12 protein-coding genes are annotated in these 13,702 nt (G+C 72.3%); all 12 read left to right on the top strand.

Annotated features, from left to right (window positions below; genetic code table 11):
• Window positions 1-72: 72 nt before the first annotated feature.
• The 12 genes from ABZW18_RS07530 (at window position 73) to ABZW18_RS07475 (ending at window position 13,532) form a co-directional block, all read left to right on the top strand.
• On the top strand, window positions 73-2,886 hold the full coding sequence (locus tag ABZW18_RS07530) for a SpoIIE family protein phosphatase (RefSeq protein WP_356183438.1): 2,814 nt from the start codon (window positions 73-75) through the stop codon (window positions 2,884-2,886).
• Between the two features lie 80 nt (window positions 2,887-2,966).
• On the top strand, window positions 2,967-3,704 hold the full coding sequence (locus tag ABZW18_RS07525) for a class I SAM-dependent methyltransferase (RefSeq protein ID WP_356183436.1): 738 nt from the start codon (window positions 2,967-2,969) through the stop codon (window positions 3,702-3,704).
• A 101-nt stretch (window positions 3,705-3,805) separates the two neighbouring features.
• On the top strand, window positions 3,806-4,639 hold the full coding sequence (locus tag ABZW18_RS07520) for a M55 family metallopeptidase (RefSeq protein ID WP_356183433.1): 834 nt from the start codon (window positions 3,806-3,808) through the stop codon (window positions 4,637-4,639).
• On the top strand, window positions 4,632-5,999 hold the full coding sequence (locus ABZW18_RS07515) for a M20/M25/M40 family metallo-hydrolase (protein ID WP_356183431.1): 1,368 nt from the start codon (window positions 4,632-4,634) through the stop codon (window positions 5,997-5,999). The genes ABZW18_RS07520 and ABZW18_RS07515 overlap by 8 nt, the downstream gene beginning before the upstream one ends.
• Window positions 6,000-6,003: 4 nt before the next feature.
• Window positions 6,004-8,022, top strand: a complete 2,019-nt coding sequence (locus tag ABZW18_RS07510) for an LpqB family beta-propeller domain-containing protein (protein WP_356183428.1) — start codon at window positions 6,004-6,006, stop codon at window positions 8,020-8,022.
• A 279-nt stretch (window positions 8,023-8,301) separates the two neighbouring features.
• Window positions 8,302-8,898 carry a hypothetical protein gene (locus ABZW18_RS07505; RefSeq protein WP_356183426.1) on the top strand — a complete coding sequence of 199 codons (597 nt, stop codon included), beginning with the start codon at window positions 8,302-8,304 and terminating at the stop codon, window positions 8,896-8,898.
• A 7-nt stretch (window positions 8,899-8,905) separates the two neighbouring features.
• On the top strand, window positions 8,906-10,183 hold the full coding sequence (locus tag ABZW18_RS07500) for a sensor domain-containing protein (protein ID WP_356183424.1): 1,278 nt from the start codon (window positions 8,906-8,908) through the stop codon (window positions 10,181-10,183).
• Window positions 10,184-10,369: 186 nt separating this feature from the next.
• On the top strand, window positions 10,370-11,014 hold the full coding sequence (locus ABZW18_RS07495; protein ID WP_356183422.1) for a response regulator transcription factor: 645 nt from the start codon (window positions 10,370-10,372) through the stop codon (window positions 11,012-11,014).
• A gap of 291 nt (window positions 11,015-11,305) precedes the next feature.
• Window positions 11,306-11,932 carry a 4'-phosphopantetheinyl transferase superfamily protein gene (locus tag ABZW18_RS07490; RefSeq protein ID WP_356183419.1) on the top strand — a complete coding sequence of 209 codons (627 nt, stop codon included), beginning with the start codon at window positions 11,306-11,308 and terminating at the stop codon, window positions 11,930-11,932.
• 194 nt (window positions 11,933-12,126) lie between these two features.
• A complete protein-coding gene (locus ABZW18_RS07485) occupies window positions 12,127-12,312 on the top strand; it encodes a LapA family protein (protein WP_356183471.1) in 186 nt (61 codons plus the stop codon).
• Window positions 12,309-12,872 (top strand): hypothetical protein, encoded by a 564-nt coding sequence (locus tag ABZW18_RS07480; protein ID WP_356183416.1) that lies wholly within the window; start codon window positions 12,309-12,311, stop codon window positions 12,870-12,872. The genes ABZW18_RS07485 and ABZW18_RS07480 overlap by 4 nt, the downstream gene beginning before the upstream one ends.
• Before the next feature lie 93 nt (window positions 12,873-12,965).
• A complete protein-coding gene (locus ABZW18_RS07475; RefSeq protein ID WP_356183414.1) occupies window positions 12,966-13,532 on the top strand; it encodes a GNAT family protein in 567 nt (188 codons plus the stop codon).
• Window positions 13,533-13,702 lie beyond the last annotated feature (170 nt).

The following is a 13,702-nucleotide window of genomic DNA, read 5'->3' as shown; positions in this document are numbered from 1 at the left end:
GCGGGGCAACGCGAGAGCCGTACCTTGGTGAAGGAGCCGCAGATCTTGCGGCGGGGAAGGAGCGTCCCAGCCATGGACCTTGGGTTTCCGCAGCGGGTGCCGCAGCGCAGCGCCCTGTCCGGCCGGGTCCCGCTCGCTGTCGTCGTCGTGGACGCGGACGGCCTTGTGTCGCACTGGAGTTCCGGTGCGCGCAAGCTCTTCGGAGCCACCCGGGAGGAAGCCGTCGGCACGCCCGCCGGTGATCTGCTGCCGGTCTACGGCGCGCTCGCCGAGCCCGTCGCGCACGAGCCGTACGAAGAAGCCTCGCGCGAGCTGTACGAAGGAGCCTCCCGCGAGCGGTACGAAGAGGCCTCGCACGAGCTGTACGAAGGAGCCTCCCGCGAGCGGTACGAAGAAGCCTCGCACAAGCGGTACGAGCAACCGGGGAGCGAGCCGTACGGGGCCGGACAGCCGTACGCGGCCGGGCGCGAGCCGTACCAGGACGCGGGGCCCGACCTCGAGGCCTCGATCAGCGGCGAGACCGGTTACCCCGCCGCCGGCCGCGCACGGCTCTCCGACACGGGCGTCGGTGGCGCGGCGGGCATGGGCTCCGGGCCGCTGGACGTGCTGTGGTGGGCGTACCCGCTCGTCGGACCCGGGCCCCAACGGCTGCTGGTTCTCGCCGCGGACGCCGCCCGGCTCCACGACCCGGACGGTGCTCGCGGTGGTGCCGGCAGCGTCGGCGGGGCAGGCCGCGGGAGCGGCGGCTACGGGGAGCGCATCGCCCCCGGCTTCGCCCTGCACACCGACTTCCCCGGCGCCGACGAACTGGCCCGCAGGCTGCCGGAGATCCTGCCCAGCATGAGCGTCGGGGAGAGCGGCCGGATCGTCTCGCAGGTCCTGGAACTGGGCTACCCCGTCCTGGAGTTCAGCCGCCACGACCGGGTGCCCGTGACCCCGGACTGGGGCGTTCCCCGGCGGGCCGGGCGCCGTGCCCTGCCCGGCGGCACCGGTCCCGCGCACGGTGCGGACGCCGCTGCCCCGCTTCCCTCCGACCCTGCTGCCCCGCTTCCCGCCGACCTCGCCGCCCCGCTCCCCTCCCACCCGGCCGCCCCGCTCCCCTCCCACCCGGCCGCCCCGCTCCCCTCCCACCCGGCTCAGGACCTCGAATACGCCGCCGTCCGGGAGCGGCTGGAATTCCTCAACGAGGTCAGCAGCGGCATCGGCAGCTCCCTGGACCTGGAGCGGACCATCCGCGAGGTGACCAGCGCCGCGGTCCCCCGGTTCGCCGACTTCGCGGGGACACATCTGCGCGCCCAGGTGTCGGCCGGCGAGGGATTCCCCGACGGTGCGCCCGATGTCACCACCGTCTGGCACCGCGTATGGGTCGAGCACAGTGACGAACCCGGGCGCTGGGACGACACCGTGCCGATCGGGGAGGCCATCGCCTTCCCCGAGCACACGCCGTTCTTCCAGTGCATGGTCACCGGGGAGCCGGTGCTGATCCCCCGTATCAGTGAGGAGCTGGGGGACCGGATCTCCGGGGAGTTCGAGAAGCGGGACCTGCGGCCGCTGATCAACGGGCGGTCGATCCTGATCGTGCCGCTGAAGGCCCGCCATGTGGTGCTGGGCTTCATGGTGCTGCTGCGCCGGCCGGAGCGCGAGGCGTTCGACGACATCGACCGTACGACGGGTGCCGAACTCGCCGCCCGTGCCGGGCTCGTACTCGACAACGCGCGCATGTACACCTACCAGGAGAACGTCGCGGAGACGCTCCAGGACAGCATGCTGCCGCAGGTGACACCGCGCATGGCGGGCTGCGACACCGCCACCCGTTATCTGCCGGGGGCGCGGCTGGGACGGGTGGGCGGCGACTGGTTCGACGCCGTCAAGCTGCCGGGTTCGCGCACCGCCCTGGTCGTCGGTGACGTCATGGGGCACGGCCTCAATTCGGCTGCCATGATGGGCCAGTTGCGCACGGCGGTGCAGACCCTCGCCGCCCTGGACATGCCGCCCGCGCAGCTGCTGCGCAACCTCGACGACCTGGCGCGGCGGCTCGGCGAGCACTATCTCGCGACGTGCCTGTACGCCGTGTACGACCCGATCCGCTCCGAGTTGCTGATCTCCAACGCCGGCCATATCCCGCCGGTGCTCGTACGGGCCGCGGACGGCCGCAGCGAGCTGCTCGAGCTGCCGACCGGCGCACCTATAGGGGTGGGCGGGGTGCCCTTCGAGACCGTGAAGGTGCGGGTGGCGCCCGGGGACCGGCTCGTTCTGTGCACCGACGGCCTGGTCGAGGTGCGCGGTCAGGACATCGGGGCGGGGCTCGCTGCCCTGTGCGAGTCCGCGGCGCACCCGGCGGCGTCCATGGACAGCGCGTGCGACACCATCATCCGGGCGCTGGCCGCGTCCTCCCGGAGCGACGGGCAGGACGGCCGCAAGGACGATGTGGCCCTGCTGATGGCCCGGCTGGGCGGCATCCCGCCCGAGGATGTGGCCACGTGGCGGTTCGGCGTCGATCCGCGGGAGGCCGGCCGTGCGCGGCGGCTGGTCCGCCGGCAGCTGGTGGACTGGGGCCTGGGGGAGGCAGTGGAGACCGCCGAGCTGCTGGTGAGCGAGGTGGTGACCAACGCGGTGCGGCACGCGCACACCGACCGCGTGGTGCTGCGAATGGTACGGGCCGATGCGCTGCTCTTCGAGGTGTCGGACGGCGACCACGCCCTGCCGACGCTGCTCGACGCGGGCCGGGAGAGCGAGTCCGGCCGCGGGCTCCGGGTGGTCGGCTCGCTGGCGCGGGAGTGGGGTGCGAGCGGGTCGGTGCAGGGCAAGACAGTGTGGTTCGAGCAGTCGCTGGCGCGCGGGGCGCGCTCGTCGGCCCCCCGAGGCGCGGGCTCGAACACGGGGTGAAGGTACGCGACCGGCTCTTGCCGCGCCCCGGGGGTCCCGGTGGAAGATTTGACGGTCCGTCGAATCCTTGGGGAGTACCCGTGAGCGTGTCGCATCAGTACAGAGAGGCCTGGGAGAGCTTCTGGAGGGATATCTCGGACGCTCCGGGCGAGGCCATCTGGGACTCCGATCCCGCGCTCACGGCGGCTCCGCACATGGAGTGGTTCGCGCCGTACGCGGACACGTCGCTGCCCGTGGTGGACCTGGGCTGCGGGAACGGCACCCAGACCCGCTACCTGGCCACCCGGTTCGCCACGGCGGTCGGCGTGGACCTCTCGACGGCGGCGGTCGAACATGCGCGCCGCGCCGACTTGCGGGGCGTGGCCACATTCCGGCAGCTCAGTCTCACGGACACCGACTCCATACGGGAGCTGCACGAGCGGCTGGGCGACAGCAACGTCTATATGCGGGCCGTCATCCACCAGAGCGACGAGAAGGACCGCCCGCAGGTCGCCGCCGCGGTCGCCGCCCTGATCGGGACGAGCGGGAGGGCCTTCGTCGTGGAGCTCACATCGCGGTCCAAGGCGGTGCTACAGCAGTTGGTGCAGGCCCCCGGCGGTCCGCCGCCGAAGCTCGCGGCGGTCTTCGCACACGGGCTCCGGCCCGCCGAGGCCGAGGACTCGGAAGTGCCGCGGCTGCTCCGGGAGGCCGGGCTGGACGTGCTGGCGCGGGGCGACACAGCACTCGCCCAGACCGAGCACCGGGCGGACGGCACGCGGATAGATCTGCCTGCCCAGTGGTTCGTACTGGGCCGTACGGGGCGACCCGGCAGGCGCTGACCTGCGGAGGTGGCGGCCTGTGGGGGCAGCGGCCCGTGGCGGCATGCCGAGTTATCCACAAGCCTGTCCGAGCTCCTGGCGAACGCGTAACGTGACAAGGCATGAAGATCCTTATCTCCGCGGACATGGAGGGCGCGACCGGCGTCACCTGGCCCGCAGACGTGCTGCCGGGCAGTGAGCAGTGGGAGCGCTGCCGGCCGCTGTTCACCTCGGATGTGAACGCGGCGATCGCCGGGTTCTTCGACGGCGGCGCGGACGAGGTGCTCGTCAACGAAGCGCACTGGACGATGCGCAACCTGCTGCTGGAGCGGCTCGACGACCGGGCGCAGATGCTCACCGGCCGGCACAAGTCGCTCAGCATGGTCGAGGGAGTTCAGCACGGAGATGTGGACGGTGTCGCGTTCGTCGGCTACCACACGGGCGCGGGCACGGCAGGGGTTCTGGCCCACACTTATCTCGCCAATTCCGTCACCGGGGTCTGGGTGAACGGCACGCGCGCGAGCGAGGGCCTGCTCAACTCCCTGGTGGTGGCGGAGTTCGGGGTGCCGGTGGTGCTGGTGACCGGCGACGACCGCACCTGCGAGGACGCCCGCGGATACGCCCCCCGGGCGGCCGGCGTCGCGGTGAAGGACTATGTCTCGCGGTATGCGGCCGTGTGCCGTACCCCGGCCCGTACGGCCGCGGACATCAGGGCCGCGGCCAAGGAGGCGGCCGCGCTCGCGGTGCGGCACGATCCCGCGTGCGGCGGGCCGTTCACCGTGGAGCTGGAGTTCGACGCCGAGCATCTGGCGGGGGCGGCGACGGTGGTGCCGGGCGTGGTGCCCGCGGGAGAGCGCCGCGTCGCGTACACGAGCGGCACGATGTACGACGGCATCCGCTGCTTCAAGGCCGTCACCACCATCGTTTCGTCCGCAGTGGAGGAGCAGTATGGCTGACGCGATCGACACTCAGGCGCTGGACGAGGTGGTGCGGTTCACCTCGGAACTGATCCGCATCGACACCACCAACCGGGGCGGCGGGGACTGCGTGGAGCGGCCCGCGGCCGAGTACGTGGCGGAGCGGCTGGCCGAGGCGGGGCTGAAACCCACTCTGCTGGAGCGGGCACCGGGCCGTACCAATGTGGTGGCGCGCGTCGAGGGCTCCGATCCCGGCGAGCCCGCACTGCTGGTCCACGGGCATCTCGATGTCGTGCCCGCCGATCCCGCCGAATGGTCCGTACACCCCTTCTCCGGGGAGATCCGGGACGGTGTGGTGTGGGGTCGTGGCGCGGTCGACATGAAGAACATGGACGCGATGGTCCTCGCCGTCGTACGGGCCTGGGCGCGCGCGGGCGTCCGGCCGCGCCGGGACATCGTGCTCGCCTTCACCGCCGATGAGGAGGACAGCGCGGCCTACGGCTCGAGCTTCCTCGCCGACGAACACCCGGGGCTGTTCGAGGGCTGCACGGAAGGCATCAGCGAGTCCGGAGCCTTCACCTTCCACGCCAACGGCCGGAGGCTCTACCCGATCGCGGCGGGGGAGCGGGGCACGGGCTGGCTCAAGCTGACGGCGCACGGCAGGGCCGGGCACGGATCCAAGGTCAACCGGGCGAACGCGGTGAGCAGACTGGCCGCGGCGGTCGCCCGGATCGGCGAGCACCGGTGGCCGGTCCGCCTCACCCCGACCGTACGGGCGGCACTGACCGAACTCGCCGCGCTGCACGGCATCGAGACGGATCTGTCCGCCGGGGACCCCGCGGAGCTGGCCCCGCACGTCGACGCGCTGATCGCGGAGCTCGGCCCGGCCGGCTCCCTGGTCGAGCCGACGGTGCGCAACAGCGCCAACCCGACGATTCTCGACGCCGGATACAAGCTCAACGTCATCCCGGGCCGGGCGACGGCGTACGTGGACGGCCGTATGCTCCCCGGCGGCGAGGAGGAGTTCCGTGCCACCCTCGACCGGCTGACCGGTCCGGATGTGGACTGGGAATTCCACCACCGGGAGGTCGCGCTCCAGGCGCCCGTCGACTCCCCGACCTATCGGGCGATGCGCCGGGCCGTCGAACTCTTCGACCCCGGTGCGGTGTCCGTGCCGTACTGCATGGCGGGCGGGACCGACGCCAAGCAGTTCTCCCGGCTGGGCATCACCGGCTACGGCTTCTCTCCGCTGAAGCTCCCCGAGGGCTTCGACTACGCCGCGCTGTTCCACGGCGTCGACGAGCGGGTCCCGGTCGAGGCACTGCACTTCGGCGTGCGGGTCCTGGACCACTTCCTGAAGAGCAGCGTCGCCGAGAACAGCGATTCCCGGGAGGGATGAGGCCATGGTGTCCACGGCTCCGTACGGCGCATGGGAGTCACCGATCGGTGCCGCGCTGGCAGCTTCCCACGACGGTCATCCGGAGTTCGTCGGCTCCGTCGGCGACGAGACATGGTGGACCGAGCCCCGGCCCGAGGAGAGCGGCCGGCGGGCGCTGGTCCGTCGGCGCTCCGACGGCACTGAACGGCCCCTGCTGCCCGCGCCGTGGAACGTCCGCAGCAGGGTCATCGAGTACGGGGGACAGCCGTGGGCAGGGGTGCCCCGGGAGGAAGGCGGTCCCCTGGGCGTATTCGTCCACTTCGCCGACCAGCGGCTGTACGCCTTCGAGCCCGAGGCCCCCGGTTTCCCGGCTCCCCGGCCGCTCACCCCCGTCTCGCCGGTGGGCGGCGGGCTGCGCTGGGCCGATCCTCTGCTGCTCCCCGGCCGGGGTGAAGTGTGGTGTGTACTGGAGGAGTTCACCGGCGAGGCACCCACCGATGTCCGTCGGGTCATCGCCGCTGTGCCCCTGGACGGATCGGCCGCCGAGGACCGGACGGCCGTCCGCGAACTCACCGGTGACGGCCACCGGTTCGTGACCGGGCCGCAGCTGTCGCCGGACGGGCGGCGGGCGGCGTGGATCGCCTGGGACCACCCGCAGAAGCCCTGGGACGGCACCGAGCTGAAGCTCGCGGACGTCACCGCCGACGGTGGCTTCACGGGTGTACGGACCCTGGCAGGCGGGCAGCGCATCGGGGGAGAGGGCGGCGAGGGGGAGTCCATCGTCCAGGTGGGGTGGGCCCCGGACGGGGCCCTGCTGGCTGTCAGTGACCGGAGCGGTTGGTGGAACCTCTACCGCGTCGCGGTGGAGGACGGGCAGGCCACCGCGCTGTGCCCGCGGGAGGAGGAGTTCGGCGGTCCGCTGTGGCGGATCGGCTTCCGCTGGTTCGCCCCGATGCCCGGCGGGCTGATCGCCGTGCTGCACGGCCGCGGCGCCTGCGCGCTCGGGATACTCGACCCGGAGACCGGTGAACTCTGCGACGCCGTCGGTCCCTGGACCGAGTGGGCACCCAGCCTCGCCGTCCAGAGCACCAGGGTCGTCGGTGTCGCCGCCGGTCCGCGCAGCTCGTACGAGCTGGTGGAGCTCGACACCGCGACCGGTCGCACCCGGGCGATCGGCGCGGAGCACCGCGACGCCATCGACCCGGCGTACTACCCCGAGCCGCAGACCCGGACGTTCCGGGGGCCGGGCGGCCGGGACATCCACGCCCATGTCCATCCGCCGCACAGCCCCGACCACATCGCGCCGGACGGTGAGCTCCCGCCGTACGTGGTGTGGGTGCACGGCGGACCGACAGCCCACGCGCCGCTCGTACTCGACCTGGAGATCGCCTACTTCACCTCCCGGGGCATCGGCGTCGCCGAGGTCAACTACGGCGGCTCCTCGGGCTACGGGCGGGAGTACCGCAACAGGCTGCGCGAGCAGTGGGGGATCGTGGACGTCGAGGACTGCGCGGCCGTCGCGGAAGCGCTGGCCGAGGAGGGCACGGCGGACCGCGCTCGACTGGCCATCCGCGGCGGCAGTGCGGGCGGCTGGACGGCTGCGGCCTCCCTCACCAGTACGGACCTCTACGCCTGCGGGACGGTCATCTATCCGGTGCTGGACCTCGTCGGCTGGGCCTCGGACGGGACGCACGACTTCGAGTCGCAGTATCTGGAGAGCCTGATCGGCCCCTTGGCCGAGGTCCCCGACCGCTACCGGGACCGCTCACCGCTGCACCACGCGGACCGGATCACGGCACCCTTTCTGCTGCTCCAGGGGCTGGACGACGTGATATGCCCGCCCGCACAGTGCGAGCGCTTCATAGCGGCGATGACCGGGCGCGGCGTCCCGCACGCGTACATCACCTTCGAGGGCGAGGGACACGGGTTCCGCAGGGCGGACACGATGATCCGGGCGCTGGAGGCCGAACTCTCCCTCTACGTACAGACCTTCGGTATCGCCCCGTCCCCGCCCGGCGTACCGGCCCTGAAGCTCGAGACATGACCGAGGCAGTGTGGAACGCGAGGCAGCGTGGACTGCGGGCGACGCGGACCGGGCCCGCACCGGTGTCGCCGGCGAGGCGACGTGGGAGGCGACAGCGGCTCGCGCGGTAGCGGCGAAGCGCGGTAACACCCGTGCCCCCGGGCCGTGTTCGACCCGGGGGTGGGGTTAACCGAACCCCGCGGTGCCGTATTGCCCCCATCGCGCCGCGTCCGCCCGCCCGGGAGCCTGGAGGCACAGAGGTCCCGCGCTGAGCGGGGCCGGGAAAACCAGGAGACGCACATGTCCGGCACTGTCACATCGCCCCCTCACCGCCCGTCGGCAAGCGGGGGCCGGACCGCCGGGGCGCGCCTCCGGCTCCGGCCCTCGGTCCGGGTCTGGGTCTGGATCTGGGTCTGGATCTGGCGGACGGTCGTCCGCGGAGCGGTCGGGCTGCCGCTGGCCGTCGCCGCCGTCCCGATGGCCCTGGTCGGTGCGGGTGGCGCGGCGGCCCGGGCCCAGCAAGGCATGATCCAGCGCTTCGGGACCGGGCCGGGCCCGGTGGAGGAGCAGGACTGGCGGCCGGGCGCCGGGCGGGTCGTCGCACACAGCTTCGTCGTGGTGCTGCCTGCCCTGCTGTCCTTCGTCGGGGTCGCGCTTTGCGTCTTCGTCTGTTATTCCGGGCACCTCTATTTCCTGCGCCCGGACGCGTCCTTCGCGCTCGGCCACCCGTTCACGCCCGATGACCGGTTCAACACCTCGTGGGGCGGTCCCACTCTGGTGGGTGCGTGGTTCATTCACGCCTGCGTGGCGCTGGCTCACCAGATTCTCGCGTTGCCGCTGATCCGAGGGCTGACGGCACTGCAGGACCGTGCCTCCCGACGGCTGCTGGCATCCTGAGAGCATCATGCGACCCGTCCGGTCCCTGCTCACGGCCCCGTTCACCCCGCGCAGCCTGGCCGCGCTGCTGTACGCCGTCATCGCGCTGCCGTTCGCGCTGGCCGGAGCAGGGCTGGTCGTGGCCGGGCTGCTCGTCGGGGCCGTGCTGTCGGTGACCCCGCTCGGGCCCTGGCTGATCGCGGGCACGATGCGCTTCGCTCTGGGCCTCGCGGGAGCCCACCGCGCTCTGGGCGGTGGACTCTTGGGAGAGCACATAGCAGCGCCGGTGCTTCGCTCCGAGCCCGGCGTCTTCGGCTGGCGGCGCGCCGCCCTCGGGGACCCTGCTGGGTGGCGGACCGTCGGCTGTCTGGTCGCCGCCCCGGCGACGGCCTTGCTCTCCTTCGCCACTGCGTTCATCGCCTATGTCTACGGTCTGCTGCTCCTCGCTCTCCCCGTCGTACGGAACTGGAACTACACCACCGTCCACGAGCCCGACGGCACCACCCGGCGCGTCGCCCTCGTCCTCGCCGGCGTCGAGTTCGACACCTGGCCGTTGACGGCCATGGCATCGGCCGTCGGGCTGGGCCTGCTGCTCTGCGCTCCCTGGCTGCTGCGAACCGCGCTCGCACCCCACCGGACACTGCTGCGCGAACTGCTCGGCCCCAGCCCGGCGCAGGCCCGGATCCGGGCCCTGGAGGAGACCCGCGCGCACGCCGTGGACAACGCCGCGGCGACCCTGCGGCGCATCGAGCGCGATCTGCACGACGGCACGCAGGCCCGGCTGGTCGGCCTCGGCATGCACCTCACGATGATCCGGGAGCTGGTGGCGGCGGGCGCCGACCGGGAGCGTGTGCTGAGCGTGGTGGACACGGCGCGGGGCAATGCCAAGCACGCCGTTGCGGACTTGCGGGACCTGGTGCGGGGCATCCACCCGCCCGTACTCGACCAGGGGTTGGACACGGCTCTGAGCACCCTTGCGGCAGGATGTGCGCTGCCGGTTACCGTCACCTCGGACATCGGCGAGCGGCCATCCCCGGCCATCGAGAGCATCGCCTACTTCTGCGCAGCCGAACTGCTCGCCAACGCCGCCAAGCACAGCGGGGCGGCCACGGCTGCTGTCGACATACGGAGCGAGCCGGGGCGGCTGCGGTTGAGGGTGTCCGACGACGGTCGCGGGGGAGCACGGACCGGGGCAGGGAGTGGGCTGACCGGGCTGCTCTCCCGGGTCCGTACGGTCGACGGCACACTGACCGTCGACAGTCCGAGCGGAGGGCCTACGGTAGTCACCGTCATCCTCCCCAGCTGAACGCTGCTCATATCTGACGGCCCGGTGAACTGCTGAACCTGCTGTCACGAGACCAAGACCGCGACCGAGACCGCGACCAAGACCGCGACCGAGACCGCGACCAAGACCGAGACCGCGACCAAGACCGAGACCAAGACCGAGACCGAGACCAAGACTGAGACCGAGACCAACGGGGGTCGCGCGAGCATGCGTGTCGTCATCGCCGAGGACTCCGCAATTCTGCGGGAAGGGCTCGCCGGGCTCCTCGCCCTGCGCGGTGTCGAGGTCGTGGCGGCCGTAGGAGACGCCGACGCGCTACGGGCCGCCGTCACCGAGCACCGCCCCGATGCCGCCGTGATCGACATACGGCTGCCCCCGGACCAGACCGACGAAGGGCTGCGGGCCGCGATCGCCATCCGCCGCGAGCAGCCGGGCGTGGGCGTGCTGATCTTCTCCCAGTACGTGGAGACCCGCTTCGCAGCGGACCTGCTCGCCGAGGATGCGACGGGCGTCGGCTATCTGTTGAAGGAACGGGTCGTCGACATCGACGAGTTCGTCGACGCACTGGGCAGGGTCGCCGCCGGCGGCACCGCGCTCGACCCCGAAGTGGTCTCCCAACTTCTCGGCGCCGGCCGCCGGACATCGGCCCTGGACCTGCTCACCGCTCGCGAGCGCCAGGTTCTCGCGCTGATGGCGGAGGGCCGTACGAACGGCTCGATCGCGGAGGCTTTCGTGGTATCCGAGCGGGCCGTCGAGAAGCACATCGCCAACATCTTCATGAGGCTCGGCCTCCCGCCGTCCGAGACCGGCCACCGGCGCGTGCTCGCCGTCCTGCGCTACCTCGAGTCCTGAACAGGAGACCGACCGATGACCGACCGCCGCCCCTCTGTCGCTGCCGGGCCGGGCAGCAGCCCCCGGACGCCCGGACCGGGGACGTCCGGACCGGGGACGTCCGGACCGGGGACGCCCGGCCCCAGCATGCGGGTGGTCCCGACCCGACCGTGCGATGCATCAAGCCGTGGCGCGGACGTTGATGCCGCCACCCGGCAGTCCGGCGAACCGCGGCCGCGGGTTCCGTACCGGTACGGGACGGAACCGCTGCCCGGTCCGTGGGACGGGACGCCGCAGGTCTGGTCGGTGGGGGTGTCCGAGCACGCGCACCGCGCCGCCGCTGATGAGCACGTACTCGACGCGGAGGAGCGGGCGCAGGCCGTGCGCTTCCTGCGCAGCGCGGACCGCGACCGGTATCGCGTCGCACATCTGGCCCTGCGGCGGCTGCTCGGCGCCTATCTGGACCGCGATCCCGCCGCGGTCGAGCTCGGCCGTGAGCCCTGTCCCGGCTGCGGCGGACCGCATGGGCGTCCGGCCGTGCCCGGCGCTCCCCTGCACTTCTCCCTCTCGCACTCCGGCGACCTGGCGCTGCTCGCCTTCGCGGGCACGCCGGTCGGCATCGATGTCGAGCAGGTGCCGTCGCCCGGGACGGCGGCCGAGGTCGCCAGGGCCCTGCACCCGGCGGAGCGCGCGGAGTTGGCCGAGACGCCCGACGCTCTGCTTCCCGCGGCCTTCGCCCGTTGCTGGACCCGTAAGGAGGCCTACCTCAAGGGCACGGGCACCGGTCTCGCCGAGAACCCCGCGGTCACCTACGTCTCGGCCGGGCCCGTTCCGGCGTGTCCGCCGGGGTGGACTGTGACCGACATCCCCGTCCCCGCGGACTACGCCGCTGCCTGCGCCGTACGCCTCACCCGTACGGATCACGCAGCCTCCCCATAGGGACCGGTCCGGGGGCGGCGGCACTCGTCGCGGGCGCATGCTGGACCCGAGGGGGTGTTCGGCCGAGCTGTTCGGCCGACGTCCAGGCCGATGTCCGGAAGGAAGGGTCGGAGATGAGCCCCAATACGTCGACTACATCGTCGAGCAGAAGCCGGGGCGGTGGGGTCGGCGGCGGAAGTCGCTTCGCCACGTTCATGACGCCCGGCAGGACAGCGGTGGCGGTCATCGCGGTCCTCTGCCTCGTCTTCATCTTCGAGAACACCCGGCTGACCAAGATCCGTCTGCTGATCCCCGAGGTCACCATGCCACTGTGGCTGGCGCTGCTGGGCGTGGCACTCATCGGTGTCGTGTGCGGACTCTTCTTCAGGCGGCGCGGATGAGGGGCGCGGCGGCTCTGGTGCCGGTGCTGGCTCTCGCCCTGACCGTCGTCACCGCCCCCGCTGTCTCCGCGGTCCCCACCCGCCCCGCCGACCGGAAGCCGCTGCCCGACATGCTCGGGCTCAGCGTGAGCTCCGCCCGTGAGACGGCGCAGGCCGCGGGGTTCGCCATGCCCCGTACGTACGACGCCCTCGGGAAGGGCCGCCAGCAGGTGATCGACCACAACTGGAAGGTCTGCGTCCAGGACCCGCGTCCCGGAGAGGTCGAGACCTCGGCCGAGATCACCCTCGGCGCGGTGCGGCTCGACGAGAACTGTCCCGGAACCAGCCCGCTACCCGCCTCCCGGCGGATGCCGGACTTCACGGGCAAGCCGCTGTCCGCCGTCCACGACGCGGTGGGCTCGCAGAGCAGCGTTCACGCCACCGACGTGAGCGGTCAGGACCGTATCGTCCTGCTCGCGGCCGGATGGCGGGTCTGCTCCCACCGCCCGGCGGCGGGTGAGGTGTTCGCCGGCCGCCCGGTCGAGGTCATGGTCGTACGCCCCCCGGAGCGCTGCCCCTGACGGCAGGCCGCCGATCGGGCCTGATGGCACCGGGTGCCAAGCGCATGAGGCGCCGACCTGGAGCCGGCCGGGCAGGGTTCGTAGCATGGAGAGATGCCTGCCGATGCCTACCTCGCACGAGGGACCCGCGTGGCGATTCGCCACGTCGACCACGCGGACCAGGAGGAGTTCCTCCGCCTGGCGAACGAGAGCGTCGAGCTGCACCGGCCGTGGCTGTTCCCGCCGACGACCCCCGAGGCCTTCGAGGCATTCCTCACCAAACTGGGGAGCCCGGCCGCGGCGGGTTTCCTGGTCTGCGAGCCGGACAGCGGGCGGATCGCCGGATTCATCAACATCAACAACATCGTGCAGAACGCGTTCCGGTGCGGCGCGGTCGGATACGGGGTCTTCACGCACGCGGCCGGTCGCGGCGTCATGTCCGAAGGCCTCGGACTGGTCGTCGGCTATGCCTTCGGCCCGATGGGGCTGCACCGGCTGGAGGCCAACATACAGCCCGGAAACGAGGCCTCGCAGCGGCTCGTGGAGCGGTACGGCTTCCGGCTCGAGGGCTACTCGCCCGACTTCCTCTTCATCAACGGCGCCTGGCGGGACCACGAGCGCTGGGCCATCACCAGCGAGATGGTCGGCACGGAGCCGGGCGAGGGTCCATCCGCCGGATAGCGCCGTCCGCCGCGAGGCAGGGCCCGGACGTCCGGCGCGAGGCAGGGCCCGGACGTCCGGCGCGAGGCAGGGCTCGGACGTCCGGCGCGAGGCAGGGCTCGGACGTCCGGCGCGAGGCAGGGCTCGGACGTCCGGCGCGAGGCAGGGCTCGGACGTCCGGCGCGAGGCAG

This window comes from Streptomyces sp. NPDC004647 (genome assembly GCF_040609575.1).
In the GTDB taxonomy this organism is placed as follows: domain Bacteria; phylum Actinomycetota; class Actinomycetes; order Streptomycetales; family Streptomycetaceae; genus Streptomyces.
The sequence above is the reverse complement of the archived record's forward strand: the minus strand, read 5'-3'. Positions and strand labels throughout refer to the sequence as shown.